The organism is Streptomyces sp. NPDC046887, assembly GCF_040644755.1.
Classification (GTDB): domain Bacteria; phylum Actinomycetota; class Actinomycetes; order Streptomycetales; family Streptomycetaceae; genus Streptomyces; species Streptomyces lichenis.
Genome location: NZ_JBEYXH010000007.1, coordinates 118,281 through 131,142 on the forward strand (window position 1 = coordinate 118,281; position 12,862 = coordinate 131,142).

At 73.4% G+C, this 12,862-nt stretch carries 10 protein-coding genes; 8 read left to right on the forward strand and 2 right to left on the reverse strand.

The window, feature by feature from the left end; all coding sequences use genetic code 11:
* Window positions 1–9: 9 nt before the first annotated feature.
* Window positions 10–1,212 (reverse strand): acetyl-CoA C-acetyltransferase, encoded by a 1,203-nt coding sequence (locus tag ABZ945_RS10010; protein WP_361266569.1) that lies wholly within the window; start codon window positions 1,210–1,212, stop codon window positions 10–12.
* Window positions 1,213–1,349: 137 nt separating this feature from the next.
* On the opposite strand from ABZ945_RS10010, the gene mce reads away from it, so the two are divergent.
* From mce to ABZ945_RS10050, 8 genes are all read left to right on the forward strand, one after another.
* On the forward strand, window positions 1,350–1,787 hold the full coding sequence (gene mce / locus ABZ945_RS10015; RefSeq protein WP_361266571.1) for a methylmalonyl-CoA epimerase: 438 nt from the start codon (window positions 1,350–1,352) through the stop codon (window positions 1,785–1,787).
* A 237-nt stretch (window positions 1,788–2,024) separates the two neighbouring features.
* Entirely contained in the window at window positions 2,025–6,122 is a 4,098-nt protein-coding gene (gene scy / locus ABZ945_RS10020) for a polarized growth protein Scy (RefSeq protein ID WP_361266573.1), read from the forward strand.
* A gap of 123 nt (window positions 6,123–6,245) precedes the next feature.
* Window positions 6,246–7,184, forward strand: coding sequence for a cellulose-binding protein (locus tag ABZ945_RS10025; protein ID WP_248632706.1), 939 nt, complete (start codon window positions 6,246–6,248; stop codon window positions 7,182–7,184).
* A gap of 140 nt (window positions 7,185–7,324) precedes the next feature.
* Window positions 7,325–8,296: an ABC transporter ATP-binding protein gene (locus ABZ945_RS10030; protein WP_361266576.1), complete on the forward strand. Its 972-nt coding sequence runs from the start codon at window positions 7,325–7,327 to the stop codon at window positions 8,294–8,296.
* A gap of 3 nt (window positions 8,297–8,299) precedes the next feature.
* Window positions 8,300–9,079 (forward strand): ABC transporter permease, encoded by a 780-nt coding sequence (locus tag ABZ945_RS10035; RefSeq protein ID WP_361266578.1) that lies wholly within the window; start codon window positions 8,300–8,302, stop codon window positions 9,077–9,079.
* Between the two features lie 239 nt (window positions 9,080–9,318).
* On the forward strand, window positions 9,319–10,581 hold the full coding sequence (locus ABZ945_RS10040) for an ATP-binding cassette domain-containing protein (protein ID WP_361266580.1): 1,263 nt from the start codon (window positions 9,319–9,321) through the stop codon (window positions 10,579–10,581).
* Window positions 10,578–11,417, forward strand: a complete 840-nt coding sequence (locus ABZ945_RS10045; RefSeq protein WP_361266582.1) for an ABC transporter permease subunit — start codon at window positions 10,578–10,580, stop codon at window positions 11,415–11,417. The genes ABZ945_RS10040 and ABZ945_RS10045 overlap by 4 nt, the downstream gene beginning before the upstream one ends.
* A 235-nt stretch (window positions 11,418–11,652) precedes the next feature.
* On the forward strand, window positions 11,653–12,228 hold the full coding sequence (locus ABZ945_RS10050; protein WP_361266584.1) for a hypothetical protein: 576 nt from the start codon (window positions 11,653–11,655) through the stop codon (window positions 12,226–12,228).
* Window positions 12,229–12,281: 53 nt separating this feature from the next.
* Here the strand turns inward: ABZ945_RS10050 and ABZ945_RS10055 are convergent, their stop codons facing one another.
* Entirely contained in the window at window positions 12,282–12,611 is a 330-nt protein-coding gene (locus ABZ945_RS10055) for an ATP/GTP-binding protein (protein ID WP_361266586.1), read from the reverse strand.
* Between the last annotated feature and the right edge of the window lie 251 nt (window positions 12,612–12,862).

A 12,862-nucleotide genomic window follows, 5' to 3' on the forward strand; every position in this document is an offset into this window, starting at 1 on the left:
GTCCGCGGGCTACTTGGCCGGGACGCGGACGATGAGCGCGTCACCCTGACCGCCGCCACCGCAGAGCGCCGCCGCCCCGGTGCCGCCGCCGCGCCGCTGGAGCTCCAGGGCGAGGTGGAGCACGATCCGGGCGCCGGACATCCCGATGGGGTGGCCCAGCGCGATCGCGCCGCCGTTGACGTTGACCTTGTCGGTGGTGATGCCGAGGTCCTTCATGGACTGCACGGCCACCGCCGCGAACGCCTCGTTGATCTCGATGAGGTCCAGGTCCTCGACGCCGATGCCCTCCTTCGACACCGCGTGCCGGATCGCGTTGGACGGCTGGGACTGGAGGGAGTTGTCCGGGCCGGCCACGTTCCCGTGCGCCCCGATCTCGGCGAGCCACTCCAGCCCCAGCTCCTCGGCCTTCGCCTTGCTCATCACGACGACCGCCGCGGCCCCGTCGGAGATCTGCGAGGAGGTGCCGGCGGTGATGGTGCCGTCCTTGGTGAAGGCGGGGCGCAGCTTGCCCAGGGACTCGGCGGTGGTGTCGCCGCGGATGCCCTCGTCCTTGGCGAAGAGGACCGGGTCGCCCTTGCGCTGGGGGATCTCCACGGGCGCGATCTCCGCGTCGAAGACGCCGTTCTTCTGGGCGGCGGCGGCGCGCTGGTGGGAGAGCGCCGCGATCTCGTCCTGCTCGGGGCGCTGGATGCCCAGGCGGGTGTTGTGCTTCTCGGTGGACTCGCCCATCGCGATGTTCTCGAAGGCGTCGGTGAGGCCGTCGTGCGCCATGGCGTCGAGCATCTGGATGGCGCCGTACTTGTGGCCCTCGCGGGACCCGGGGAGCAGGTGGGGCGCGTTGGTCATGGACTCCTGGCCGCCGGCCACCACGATGTCGAACTCGCCGGCGCGGATCAGCTGGTCGGCCAGGGCGATGGCGTCCAGGCCGGAGAGGCAGACCTTGTTGATGGTGAGCGCCGGGACGTTCATCGGGATGCCGGCCTTGACGGCGGCCTGGCGGGCGGGGATCTGGCCCGCGCCGGCCTGGAGGACCTGGCCCATGATCACGTACTGCACCTGCTCGCCGGTGACACCGGCCCGGTCGAGCGCGGCCTTGATGGCGAAGCCGCCGAGGTCGGCGCCGGAGAAGGACTTCAGCGAGCCGAGGAGGCGGCCCATGGGCGTACGGGCGCCCGCGACGATGACGGAGGTGGTACCGGTCGTTCCAGACATGGGCGGGACCCCTTGGGGTGTGAAGTGAACGAGGGTTTACTGCCAATGTACTGAGCGGTACGCGCCCGGGTCATCGCCCCGTCGGTGTGACGGCGCGCACGTTGCGTAACCATGTCGGGGGCGCTGCACTGGGTGCCATGCTGACGCGAATCGACCACATCGGGATCGCCTGCCGGGACCTCGACGCCACCGTCGAGTTCTACCGTGCCACCTACGGCTTCGAGGTGTTCCACACCGAGGTCAACGAGGAGCAGGGGGTCCGCGAGGCCATGCTCCGGATCAACGGTACGGACGACGGCGGGGCGTCCTACCTCCAGCTGCTGGAGCCGACCCGGGAGGACTCCGCGGTGGGCAAGTGGCTCGCCAAGAACGGCGAGGGGGTGCACCACATCGCCTTCGGCACCGCGGACGTGGACGGGGACGCGGAGGCCATCCGGGGCAAGGGCGTGCGGGTGCTGTACGAGGAGCCGCGGATCGGCTCGATGGGCTCGCGGATCACCTTCCTGCACCCGAAGGACTGCCACGGGGTGCTGACCGAGCTGGTCACCTCGGCGGACAAGTCCCTGGAACACTGACCTCCACCGGGCCGCCCGAAGGGCAAGCACCGGGCCGTCGGCGCGGCCTCCGGAGGACCAAGAGCACTGACCCGCCGATTCCCGGCCCGGTAGAGTGGGCTGCTCCGGGCCGGGGCCGGATCGGGGCCGTGCCATGTCTCCGTAAGCGATCTGACACCATTTCCCCGGGGGACCGTTCGCGGGCGGACGGTGCCCGTGTCAAGCCAGTTGCGACCAGGGGACGGATGGGACCGCGCAGTGCGGGGCTACGAACGCGCAGAGAGCCACCGGGCTGACGACCACCTTTCGCGGTTCGAGGCCGAGATGGACCGGCTGAAGACCGAGCGGGAGAAGGCCGTCCAGCACGCCGAGGACCTCGGTTACCAGGTCGAGGTGCTGCGGGCCAAGCTGCACGAGGCGCGGCGCACCATCGCCTCCCGGCCGTCATACGACAGCGCCGACATGGGCTACCAGGCCGAGCAGTTGCTCCGTAACGCGCAGGCGCAGGCGGAGCAGCTGCGGGCCGACGCGGAGCGTGAGCTGCGCGAGGCCCGGGCGCAGACGCAGCGCATCCTCCAGGAGCACGCCGAGCACCAGGCGCGGCTCCAGGCGGAGTTGCACACCGAGGCGGTGCAGCGCCGGCAGCAGCTGGACCAGGAGCTGGCCGAGCGCCGGCAGACCGTCGAGGCGCACGTCAACGAGAACGTGGCCTGGGCGGAGCAGCTGCGGGCCCGGACCGAGGCGCAGGCCCGCCGGCTGATGGACGAGTCCCGGGCGGAGGCCGAGCAGTCGCTGGGCGCGGCCCGGAGCGAGGCCGTGCGGCTGGCGGAGGAGGCCCGTCAGCGGCTGGGCGCGGAGGCCGAGACGGCCCGCGCCGAGGCCGAGGCCATTCTGCTGCGGGCCCGCCGGGACGCGGAGCGGCTGCTGAACGCGGCGTCCACGCAGGCCCAGGAGGCCACCAGCCACGCCGAGCAGCTGCGCAGCGCCACCACCGCGGAGTCCACCGAGGCCCGGGCGAAGGCCGCCGAGCTGGCCCGGGGCGCCGAGCAGCGGATGAGCGAGGCGGAGGAGAAGCTGCGCGAGGCCCGCGCCGAGGCCGAGAAGCTGGTCGCGGAGGCGAAGGACGCCGCGGCCAAGCGGCTGGCCAGCGCCGAATCGGCGAACGAGCAGCGCACCCGTACCGCCAAGTCGGAGATCGCCCGGCTGGTCGGTGAGGCGACCAAGGAGGCCGAGGCCCTCAAGGCGGAGGCCGAGCAGGCGCTCGCGGACGCCCGGGAGGCGGCCGAGAAGCAGGTCGCGGAGGCCTCGGAGAAGGCCCGTACCGCGGCGGCGGAGGATTCCGCGGCCCAGCTGGCGAAGGCGGCCCGGTCGGCCGAGGAGATCCTGTCGAAGGCGTCCCAGGACGCCCAGGAGACCACCCGCAAGGCGTCCGAGGAGGCGGAGCGGGTACGCCGGGAGGCGGAGGCCGAGGCGGACCGGCTGCGCGGCGAGGCGCATGACACCGCCGAGCAGCTGAAGGGCGCCGCGAAGGACGACACCAAGGAGTACCGCGCCAAGACCGTCGAGCTCCAGGAGGAGGCGCGGCGGCTGCGCGGGGAGGCCGAGCAGCTGCGGGCGGACGCCATCGCCGAGGGCGAGCGGATCCGCGGTGAGGCGCGGCGCGAGGCGTTGCAGCAGATCGAGGAGGCGGCGAAGACCGCCGAGGAGCTGCTGGCCAAGGCGAAGGCGGACGCGGACGAGACGCGGACGGCGGCGACCACCGAGGGCGAGCGGGTCCGCGCGGAGGCGATCGAGCGGGCGACCGGGCTGCGCCGGCAGTCCGAGGAGACGCTGGAGCGCACCCGGGAGGAGGCCGACCGGCTGCGTGCCGAGGCCGAGGAGCAGGCCGAGTCGGTGCGCACCGCCGCCGAGGAGGCGGCGGCCGCGCTGCGCGAGGAGACCGAGCGCGGTATCACCGCCCGGCAGGAGGAGGCGGCGGCCGAGCTGGCCCGGCTGCACTCCGAGGCCGAGGCGCGCCTTGAGGCTGCCGAGGAGGCGCTGTCCGAGGCCCGGTCGGAGGGCGAGCGGCTGCGCCGGGAGGCGTCCGAGGAGGCCGAACGGCTGCGCGCCGAGGCGGCCGAGCGGATGCGGGCGCTGGGCGAGCAGGCCGAGCAGGACGCGGAGCGGCTGCGCACCGAGGCGGCGGCGGAGGCGTCGGCGTCCCGTGCCGAGGCGGAGGGCGTGGCGGTTCGGCTGCGTTCGGAGGCCGCGACGGAGGCGGAGCGGCTGCGCACCGAGGCGCAGGAGACCGCGGACCGGGTGCGCGCGGAGGCGCAGTCGGCGGCCGAGCGGGTGACCGCGGAGGCGGCCGAGGAGCTGGCGGCAGCCCGCGAGGAGGCGAACCGGCGGCGCCGGGAGGCCGAGGAGACCCTCGGTTCGGCGCGTGCCGAGGCCGACCAGGAGCGGGAGCGGGCCCGGGAGCAGAGCGAGGAGCTGCTGGCCTCGGCGCGCAACCGGGTCGAGGAGGCGCAGGCCGAGGCGCTGCGGCTGGTGGAGGAGGCGGACCGGCGGGCCACCGAGCTGGTGGCGGCGGCCGAGGCGACCGCCCAGTCGGTGCGGGACGCGGTGGCCGGGCTGCACGAGCAGGCCGAGGAGGAGATCACCGGGCTACGCTCGGCGGCCGAGCACGCGGCGGAGCGCACCCGCGGGGAGGCGCAGGAGGAGGCGGACCGGGTCCGGTCGGACGCCTATGCGGAGCGGGAGCGGGCCGCGGAGGACGCGGCGGGGCTGCGCGAGCGGTCCCGTGCGGAGTCGGAGGCGGCCCGGGAGCTGGCCGAGCGGACGCTGTCCGAGGCGGTCGCCGAGTCGGACCGGCTGAAGTCGGACACCGCGGAGTACGCGCAGCGGATGCGAACCGAGGCCTCGGACGCGGTGGCCTCGGCGGAGCAGGACGCCTCGCGGACCCGGGCGGACGCCCGGGAGGACGCCAACCGGATCCGTTCGGAGGCGGCGGAGCAGGCGGACCGGCTGGTCGGCGAGGCGCGCGCGGAGGCCGAGCGGCTGACGACCGGGGCCGCCGAGGCGCTGGCCGCGGCCGAGCAGGACGCGGCCCGGCTGCGCACGGAGGCCGAGCAGGTCAAGGCGGAGGGCGAGCGGCAGGCCGAGGAGTTGCGGGCGGCCGCCCGTACCGAGGGCGAGCGGGTGCTCGACGAGGCCCGCCAGGCCGCGGACAAGCGGCGCGCGGACGCCGCCGCGCAGGCCGACCAGCTGGTGGCCGAGGCCAGTGGCGAGGCGGAGCGGCTGGGCGAGCGGTCCACCGAGCAGGCCGAGCGGCTGGTGGCGGACGCCACCGCGGAGGCGGAGCGGCTGCGGACCGAGGCGGCGGCGGACGCGGAGCGGGTACGGGGTGAGGCGGCCGGCGAGGCGGAGCGGCTGCGTGCCGAGGCGGCCGAGACGGTCGGCTCCGCGCAGCAGGCGGCGGAGCGGATCCGTACCGAGTCCCAGCGGCTGCGCGCCGAGGCGGAGAGCGCGGCCGAGCAGTTGCGCGCCGAGGCCCGCGCGGAGGCGGACCGCCAGGTGGACGAGGCCCGTGAGGCCGCGGCCAAGCGCCGTTCGGACGCGGCCGAGCAGGCCGACCAACTGGTGGCCAAGGCCCAGGAGGAGGCGCTGCGCGCCACCGCGGAGGCCGAGTCGCAGGCCGACACCATGGTGGGCGCGGCCCGCACGGAGGCCGAGCGGATCGTCGCCGAGGCCACCGTGGAAGGCAACTCGCTGGTGGAGAAGGCCCGTACGGACGCCGACGAGCTGCTGGTCGGGGCGCGCGGGGACGCGACCGCCATAAGGGAGCGGACCGAGGAGACGCGCCGCCGGGTGGAGGCGGAGATCGAGGAGCTGCACGAGCGGGCCCGCCGGGAGTCGGCCGAGCAGATGAGGTCGGCGGGCGAGCGGGTCGACAAGCTGGTGAAGGCGGCGACCGAGCAGCGCGCCGAGGCCGAGGAGAAGGCCAAGACCCTGCTGTCGGACGCCGATTCGGAGGCGAGCCGGGTGCGGATCGCGGCCGTGAAGAAGGCCGAGGGACTGCTGAAGGAGGCCGAGCAGAAGAAGGCCGGGCTGTCCCGCGAGGCGGAGAAGATCAAGGCGGACGCCGAGGAGGAGGCCGAGAAGCTGCTCGCCGACGCCCGGCGCGAGGTGGAGGTCCTGGGGAGGCGCCGTGAGGACATCCAGTCCGAGATCTCCCGGGTACAGGACGTGCTGGAGGCTTTGGAGTCGTTCGAGTCACCGGGTGCCGGGGGCGGCCGGGATGACAAGGACGGCGGGGTGAAGGCCGGCGCGACGGCGGGGACTACCCGTTCGGGTGGCAAGTCAATCGAGGAGTAAGCCACTCAAAAGGCTGGACATTCTCCGGATTGAAACGGCATCCGCTCGAAGACACGCCGTCGGGGAGCCTAGGATTCCCCCTAACACCTCAACACCTCACCGGTCTCTTTCGACAGGAACCCCATGAGCGACACATCCTCCCCCTTCGGCTTCGAGCTCGTGCGGCGTGGGTACGACCGCGGTCAGGTGGATGACCGCATTACCAAACTCGTCGCCGACCGTGACAGTGCTCTGGCGCGAATCACCTCTCTGGAAAAGCGCATCGAGGAGCTCCATCTCGAAACGCAGAACGCCCAGGCCCAGGTCAGCGACGCCGAGCCGTCGTACGCCGGTCTCGGCGCCCGCGTGGAGAAGATCCTCCGGCTGGCCGAGGAGGAGGCGAAGGACCTGCGTGAGGAGGCCCGCCGCGCCGCCGAGCAGCACCGCGAGCTCGCCGAGTCGGCGGCCCAGCAGGTGCGCAACGACGCCGAGTCGTTCGCCGCGGACCGCAAGGCGAAGGCCGAGGACGAGGGCGTCCGGATCGTCGAGAAGGCCCAGGGCGAGGCCAACACGCTGCGCTCCGAGGCGCAGAAGGACGCGCAGTCCAAGCGCGAGGAGGCGGACGCCCTCTTCGAGGAGACCCGCGCCAAGGCCGCCCAGGCCGCCGCGGACTTCGAGACCAACCTGGCCAAGCGCCGCGAGCAGTCGGAGCGGGACCTGGCGTCCCGTCAGGCCAAGGCGGAGAAGCGGCTCGCGGAGATCGAGCACCGCGCCGAGCAGCTGCGCCTGGAGGCGGAGAAGCTGCGCACCGACGCCGAGCGCCGGGCCCGCCAGACGGTGGAGACCGCGCAGCGCCAGGCCGAGGACATCGTGGCCGACGCCAACGCCAAGGCGGACCGGATCCGCAGCGAGTCGGAGCGCGAGCTGGCGGCGCTGACCAACCGCCGCGACTCGATCAACGCCCAGCTGACCAACGTCCGCGAGATGCTGGCCACGCTGACCGGCGCGGCGGTCGCCGCGGCCGGCTCCCCGGCGGACGACGAGCCGGTCTCCCGCGGGGTCCCGGCCCAGCAGACCCGCTGACACCCACCGGTCGTACTCGTAGCACCGGTAGCGGCCCGTACGCGGCCGGGGACGACACCCGTCGTCCCCGGCCGCGCCGCGTTTCCGGGGATTGGCGCATGGGACCCCCGTATCCGCCCGGGGCGCGGGATAATCAGGCCATGATCGAGCTAGCGGGGCTTACCAAACGGTTCGGTACGAAGACGGCGGTGGACCATCTCTCCTTCCAGGTCCGCCCCGGGGTGGTGACCGGGTTCCTGGGGCCCAACGGGGCCGGGAAGTCCACCACCATGCGGATGATGCTCGGCCTGGACCATCCGACCAGCGGGACGGTGCGGATCGACGGGAAGCACTACCGGGAGCTGGCGGAGCCGCTGCGGAACATCGGCGCGCTGCTGGAGGCGCGGTCGATGCATCCGGGGCGCAGCGCGTACAACAACCTGCTCTGCCTGGCGCAGTCCAACCGCATTCCGGAACGCCGGGTCGGCGAGGTGCTGGACCTGGTGGGACTGGGCGCGGTGGCGAAGCGGAAGCCCAAGGGCTTCTCCATGGGGATGGGGCAGCGGCTCGGCATCGCCGCGGCACTGCTCGGTGATCCCCGGGTGCTGCTGTTCGACGAACCCGTCAATGGTCTGGACCCGGAGGGAATTCACTGGGTCCGCAATCTGATGAAGGCGCTGGCCGCCGAAGGCCGGACGATCTTCGTTTCCAGCCATCTGATGAGCGAAATGGCACTGACCGCTGATCATCTCATCGTGATCGGGCAGGGCAAGCTGCTCGCGGACACCTCGATGGCGGAATTCATCCACCAGAACTCCCGCAGTTATGTGCGGTTGCGTTCACCGGAGCCGGTACGGCTGCGGGAGGCGCTGACCGCCGGCGGGCTGGCGGTCGCCGAGGGCCCGGACGGGGTCCTGGAGGTGGACGGGGCGAGCACCGAGCAGGTCGGCGACCTGGCCGGTGCCCAGGGGATCACCCTGCACGAGCTGAGCGCCCAGCGGGCGTCGCTGGAGGAGGCGTTCATGCAGATGACGGCGGGCGCGGTCGAGTACCACGCCCATGACGGTTCCGCCGCCGGGCAGGCCGCCGACGGGGCCGACCCCCGCGGCCCGCGCTGGTCGAAGGAGGGCTGAGCGATGGCTTCGGCGACCGCGGTCCTCCGCTCGGAGTGGACCAAGATCCGGACGGTGTCCTCGACGGTGTGGACGCTGGCGAGCGCGCTGCTGGTCACGGTGGGGGTGAGCGCGGGGCTGTGCGCGCTGTCCAACGCCACCTTCGACGACCTGCCCGAGCCCGAGCGGCTGACCTTCGACCCGGTGCTGATCAGCTTCGCGGGGCTGACGCTCGGGCAGCTGGCGATGGTGGTGTTCGGGGTGCTGGTGGTCGGCACCGAGTACAGCTCGGGCATGATCCGCAGCTCGCTGGCGGCCGTACCGCGGCGGGCCTCCTTCCTGTTCAGCAAGATCGCCGTGGCGGGGGTGCTGGCCTTCGTGGTCGGGCTGGCCACCAGCTTCCTCTCCTTCTTCCTGGGACAGGCGCTGCTGGGCGAGCACTCCACCTCGATCGGCGAGGAGAACGTGCTGCGCGCGGTGGTCGGCGGCGGGCTCTACATGGGGCTGATCGCGCTGTTCTCGATGGGCGTGACCGCGATGCTGCGCTCGACCGTGCTGTCGCTGGGCATCCTCGTCCCGTTCTTCTTCCTGGTGTCCCAGATCCTGGCCGCGGTGCCCAAGGCGAAGGAGGTCGCCCGGTACTTCCCGGACCAGGCCGGCAGCAAGATCCTCCAGACCGTCCCCAACGCGATGAACAGCGACCCCGCCCCGTACGGCCCATGGGCGGGGCTGGGGATCATGGTGCTCTGGGTGGCGGTCGCGCTGCTCGGCGGCTATCTGGTGCTGAACAAGCGGGACGCGTAGCCGGGACTGCCCCTGGCTAGCAGGCGGCAGTACGGCGGCGGGCGGGGCGGAGGCCCTGTCCGCCGCCGACGTCGTGGGGCCCGCCGTACGGGCCCGTGGTGCCGGTCCGTCGCGGGGGCCCGGTATACGGGCTTGGCCGGAACCGTCAACGGCTCGATAGTCTCTTACCTCTTACGGGGGCCATGGGTGCTTGTGCCGCAGGGGCCCGAGGACCGCGACCTGTTCGATGGGGCTGGAGAATGATCGAGGCAGTCGGCCTGACCAAGCGCTACGGCGCCAAGACGGCCGTGTACAACCTTTCCTTCCAGGTGAGGCCGGGTACGGTGACCGGCTTCCTGGGGCCGAACGGCTCCGGCAAATCCACGACCATGCGCATGATCCTGGGGCTCGACCAGCCCACTTCCGGCCATGTGACGATCGGCGGCCACCCCTATCGGAAGCTGCCGAACGCCCCCCGCCAGGTGGGCGCGCTGCTGGACGCCAAGGCGGTGCACGGCGGGCGCAGCGCCCGCAGCCATCTGCTGTCCCTGGCGCAGCTGGCCGGCATCCCGGCCCGCCGGGTGGACGAGGTGCTGGGCGTGGTGGGCCTGCAGAGCGTGGCCAAGCGGCGCTCCAATGGCTTCTCGCTGGGCATGGGGCAGCGCCTCGGCATCGCCGCCGCGCTGCTCGGCGACCCGCAGGTGCTGCTCTTCGACGAGCCGGTCAACGGGCTGGACCCGGAGGGCATCCTCTGGGTCCGCAACCTGATGAAGGCGCTGGCCGCCGAGGGCCGCACGGTCTTCGTCTCCTCGCATCTGATGAGCGAGATGGCGCTGACCGCCGAGCACCTGATCGTGATCGGCCGCGGCCAGCTGATGGCCGACATGAGCGTGAAGCAGTTCATCTCGGCGAACTCCGCGGACTTCGCCCGGGTGCGCACCCCCGACACCGAGCCCACCCAGCGGGAGAAGCTGGTCACGGTGCTCGCCGAGGCCGGCGGCCAGGTGCTGTCCGAGCCGGACGGGGCGCTGCGGATCACCGGGCTGCCGCTGCCGAGGATCAGCGACCTGGCGCACGGCGCGGACGTACGACTGTGGGAGCTCTCCCCGCACCAGGCCTCGCTGGAGGAGGCCTACATGCGCCTGACGCAGGGCGCGGTGGACTACCGCTCCACGGACGACCAGAAGGCCGGGCTGATGCAGCAGCCGCCGCCCGGCTATCTGCCGCCCCAGCCGCAGCCGGTGGTCCCGGAGGTGCCCCAGCAGGGCTGGTACGCCCCGCCGCCGCCCGGACAGAACCCGTACGCCGGCGGGCAGAACCCGTACGCGGGCGCCCCGGGCGGGCCGGCCCCGCAGCCGCCCGCGGGCCCGCCGTCCGCCCCCGCGCCGGGCGCACCGGTGGCCGGCGGTCCGGCGCCCGTGCCGGGACCGGCCGCACCGGCGGACGCCCCGCCCGTACCGCAGGCTCCGCCCGTGCCGCCCGCCGCCCCCGCAGACCTGAGCAAGAACGAGGACCCCCGATGAGCGCCGCGTACCCGCCCTCGCAGCAGCAGTACACCTCCCCCATCCCGGTCCGCCGGGCGCACCTCGGGGACGCGCTGGCCTCCGAGTGGACCAAGATCCGCTCGGTGCGCTCCACCCTGTGGACGCTCGGCGTCATGGTCGTGCTGATGCTGGCGGTGGGGCTGCTCATCGCCTGGGCGGTCTCCAGCGTGGACACCGCCAGTGACCAGGCCGCGACCGGCGGGGAGCCGGTGTTCATCCTCGGCATCTACGGGGTGCTGCTCGGCTCGCTCTGCGTGGTGACGCTCGGCGTGCTGACCATCGCCTCGGAGTACGGCACCGGGATGATCCGCACCACCCTGACCGCCTGCCCGAGCCGGGGCCGGGTGCTCACCGCCAAGGCCGTGGTGTTCTTCCTGCTGGTCTTCACGGTGACCACGACCACCGCCACGCTGGTCGCCGCCGTCCAAGTCGGCATGATCAACGGCCCGGAGCCCACCGGTGAGCAGTGGCTGCGCGCCACCGTCGGCGCCGGGCTGTTCGTGGCCACGCTCGGACTGCTGGCGCTGGGCGTCGGGGCGCTGGTGCGGCACTCGGCCGGCGCGATCACCATCATGATCGGGGTCATCCTGCTGCCGCTGGTGGCGGGGCTCTTCATGATGGGCACCGAGTCCCTGCGGGGCGTGCAGGAGTTCCTGTTCAAGTACGCCATCCCGAGCCTGCTGATCGGCTTCTACAGCGAGTCCGGGCTGATCGACGGCGGACCGCACGGCTGGACGCCGCTGGGCATCCTCGCCGGGCTGACCGCGGTGGTGCTGGGCGGCGCGTATCTGACGCTGAGCAAGCGGGACGTGTAACCGGGTTCCTCTCCGGAGCGGGCGGGGGCGGGTGCCGGGGCCTACGCGGTCACGGGGCCACGCGGTTACGGGGCCGCGCCGGGCGCGAGTACGATGATCCGACCGTACGGATGGGGGTGTCCGCGCGGACCCAGCGGCGGCCCGGCGGTCGCGCCCGGCACGGGCCGCGCCCCGCCGCCGTACCGTCCCCGGACCGCTTCCCCGGACAGCCCGCGAGCCAAGGAGACCCGCCCCGATGCATGCCCGCCGCCGGACGCCCACCTGGGCCTGGGTCTCGGTACTCACGGCGGCTGCCCTGGTGGTCGTGGCCGTGCTCGCCGTCCAGGCGCGCGGCAAGGTCCCCGAGGGCGGCGTCGCCTCGGCCAAGCCGGCCTCCTCCCCCTCCGCCTCCCCGGGCGGCTCACCCGCTCCCCGCCCCACCCCGAAGCAGGACGCCCTGCCGGACGGTTCCGGCGAGGGCCGGCGGGTGGTGTACTCGCTCGGCCAGCGGCGGGTCTGGCTGGTCAGCGAGAACGAGCTGCCGCTGCGCAGCTTCACCGTCTGGCCGGGCAGCGTCGCCCCGGCCGAGGGCGACCACAAGGTCTCCACCCGCCGCGCCTCCGGGAACGGCTCCGACGGGGTGCCCGTGGAGCATGTCGTCTACTTCGCCAACACCGAGGGCGTCTGGGTGGCCTTCTCGCACGCCGCGGACGGCGCCTCACCCACCTCCTCGCCCGAGGTGCGCGGCGGCGCGGTGCGGACCGGGTCGTCCGACGGCGAGGCGCTGTGGGAGTTCGCCGCCACCGGTACGCCGGTACGGGTCGTCGGCTGAGCCCGTCCGCCCCGCCTGGCCTGTCCCCCCCCACCCGCGCCTGTCTCCCCGCCTCAGTGGCGCGGGGCGTTCCTGGACCGCTGCACCCGGCTGGTGCGGCGGTCCTTGGCGTTCCAGCAGGCCTGGTGCCAGTGCCGGCGGTCGTCCACCCCGCCGTACTCCGGCCAGGCCACCACATGCGGTACGCCCGAGGGGATCTCCTGGTCGCAGCCCGGGCAGCGGTAGCGCTTGCCGGTCGCCCCGGCGCCCGCGACATGGCGGACCGCCCACTCCTCGCCCTGCCAGGACTCGGTGCGCTGGAACCCGCCGTAACGGTCCCCCGGCTCGGCGGCGTCGGCGTTCGACTGGTCGCCGCCTCGGGGGCGGTTGCGGCGCGGGGACACGTCGGGCACCTCTCTCACAGCGCGTACGGACCGTTCCCCCAGCCTAAGGGCCGGGCGGGGGACGATCCGCCCGTTCGTCAACCGGTGCCCGGAGGAATCGTTTTGCCCTCTTGTCCTGACAAGAGCTGATCGCACCAGCGCTCATCCCACCACCGGACTGATCCAACAACCCACTGATCCAACAAAAGTTGCCGGCGGCCCGTTGCCTTTGGCACGTGTCGGCCGTTGGTCCGATACGGGGAGCCGCGTCG

What these genes read in the sequence shown, in the direction of transcription:
- ABZ945_RS10010 (WP_361266569.1), bottom strand. Translation starts at nt 1,212, where the DNA reads ATGTCTGGAACGACCGGTACCACCTCCGTCATCGTCGCGGGCGCCCGT.
- mce (WP_361266571.1), top strand. Translation starts at nt 1,350, where the DNA reads ATGCTGACGCGAATCGACCACATCGGGATCGCCTGCCGGGACCTCGAC.
- ABZ945_RS10045 (WP_361266582.1), top strand. Translation starts at nt 10,578, where the DNA reads ATGAGCGCCGCGTACCCGCCCTCGCAGCAGCAGTACACCTCCCCCATC.
- ABZ945_RS10040 (WP_361266580.1), top strand. Translation starts at nt 9,319, where the DNA reads ATGATCGAGGCAGTCGGCCTGACCAAGCGCTACGGCGCCAAGACGGCC.
- ABZ945_RS10035 (WP_361266578.1), top strand. Translation starts at nt 8,300, where the DNA reads ATGGCTTCGGCGACCGCGGTCCTCCGCTCGGAGTGGACCAAGATCCGG.
- ABZ945_RS10050 (WP_361266584.1), top strand. Translation starts at nt 11,653, where the DNA reads ATGCATGCCCGCCGCCGGACGCCCACCTGGGCCTGGGTCTCGGTACTC.
- ABZ945_RS10030 (WP_361266576.1), top strand. Translation starts at nt 7,325, where the DNA reads ATGATCGAGCTAGCGGGGCTTACCAAACGGTTCGGTACGAAGACGGCG.
- ABZ945_RS10025 (WP_248632706.1), top strand. Translation starts at nt 6,246, where the DNA reads ATGAGCGACACATCCTCCCCCTTCGGCTTCGAGCTCGTGCGGCGTGGG.